General features: G+C 45.2%; 1 protein-coding gene. It reads right to left on the reverse strand.

Going from position 1 to position 1,750, the window contains the following annotated elements; all coding sequences use genetic code 11:
* Positions 1-62 precede the first annotated feature (62 nt).
* Positions 63-1,361, reverse strand: coding sequence for a transposase (locus J7J33_04430; GenBank protein MCD6168535.1), 1,299 nt, complete (start codon positions 1,359-1,361; stop codon positions 63-65).
* Between the last annotated feature and the right edge of the window lie 389 nt (positions 1,362-1,750).

The following is a 1,750-nucleotide window of genomic DNA, read 5'->3' on the forward strand; positions in this document are numbered from 1 at the left end:
GTGGGTGGTGAATTCTTTTCCATTGTCCTGTAGCAATCTTTGAATCACTACATTATAGGGCTTCACAAAACTCCCTTTTTGGTGAGAGTGTGAAGGAAATTAGGCACAAACGATTTGACGAACCTGATCTTATCTTTTTGCCCACTCCGGTGGGCGGTCAAGGCCACCAAGAGAACGGTGATGTGAGCAATCGTGCAGTGGTTTGACACCGCGTTGAGTCCTTTTACAGTGGGATTCTGCATGGCAATGGATAGAAGTCGAGAGAAGACTCTTTCAACTGATGTTCGGGTAGTGTAAAGGTCTTTGAATTTTTCTGTGTCATAATCTATCTTGGTTCTGACACTTGGTTCCAGTCGGATAAGAACGTTGCACCCTTTTTGCTCGAAGAATTTCGGATGAACTACCGGACACACAATGTACTGGTAACCAACCTTTTTGTCGTAGTATAACGGACAGGAATACTGGCAGTAAAGGATACCGGTTTTCTTTGGTCTCATTTTGCCTTTACGGTGCATTGGCAGCCCCGCAGTGCAGATAATACAGTCGCCTTTGACGGTATAGCCTTTGTCTAGATTTTTTCCTGTTCTGCGGGGGATAATGGCCTCTGCTTTAAGCTCATCAACGATGTAGGCCAAAATGGACTCAACGTCGTATTCGGCATCCCCTATCACGGCCTCCATGGTTAAACCAAATGCTTCTTGACAAGCCCTCAGCAAGGGGATGGCTATTTTAACCTCGCTAACATTGGCGGGTTGAGTAAACTCCCACATAGGCAGTTCTGTTTCAGTGTCGGTGATGATGTGATTTCGATAGCCCCAAAAGTATCTCACCTTCTTTTGGAAGGGATTGGGATAGTGAACAAGCACCCCCAATCGGCACTGGGGATCAGCTTTGGGGTATTGGGTTTTGTCAAATCGGTTACGTACGGAGGTCTTAAGGTTATTCTCTTTGACCGGCATGACGATTGGACAAGAATCCAGAGCTATCCGTCGCCCCGAGAGGACCTGTTCTTGGAGCAACAGGCTGACCAGAGCTTTTCGTGTTTTTTGTAGCTCTGCGTTTGGCGTATCCCGCAGAAAGCTGGAGAAACGCTCAACAGAAGGGGCAGGTTTCAATGCATCCAGTCCCACCACTTCAAGCATCGTCGGATTGTTATTGAGCTCAAATACCAAATCAGAAAGTGTAGGCAAACGCCTGATACACCGGTAGACTGAAGCTCTCAAGATCGCATTTCTGGCAACGGCCGGGCGTCCAGTGTGGTTATGCTCCCCGGGCAGCAGAGGGAGATTATCAAACAGCTTGTCGTATCGGCTCAGAAGGGGTAACTGACCAGGTTCAAATAAAGAGCGTGTGATAGCCATGGTATCCTCCAGGGTTTTGTGAAAGACGAGCATTTTTTCCCCATAGAGGATACCAAATTCTTGAAAGTTAGGAAAGCAAAATTCCAAACAAACAAGAAAAAGCGAATATAATTTTGGCGATCTTCACAAAACTCTGCCTTCCTAACTTTGCAAAATAGACAGGTTCAAAACCTACAAAAACGTTCTTTTCTTCAAAATTCTGGCTTCATAACCGCAATAAATAATATAAGTTATGATGGGTTAGGATTTAGCTAAAATTGGGCTTTTGTAAGTAACGTATTAACAAGATATTCTGAGTTTTGTGAAGGGCTCAATCACTACATTACCAGCCTTAGGCAACAGGTCGGTCTCCAGAAAGTCAACTGCACTGTCAGCGGTTTTATGAAGGT

It is taken from the genome of Caldisericia bacterium, assembly GCA_021158845.1.
Classification (GTDB): domain Bacteria; phylum Caldisericota; class Caldisericia; order B22-G15; family B22-G15; genus B22-G15.

What these genes read in the sequence shown, in the direction of transcription:
- J7J33_04430 (MCD6168535.1), bottom strand. Translation starts at nt 1,361, where the DNA reads ATGGCTATCACACGCTCTTTATTTGAACCTGGTCAGTTACCCCTTCTG.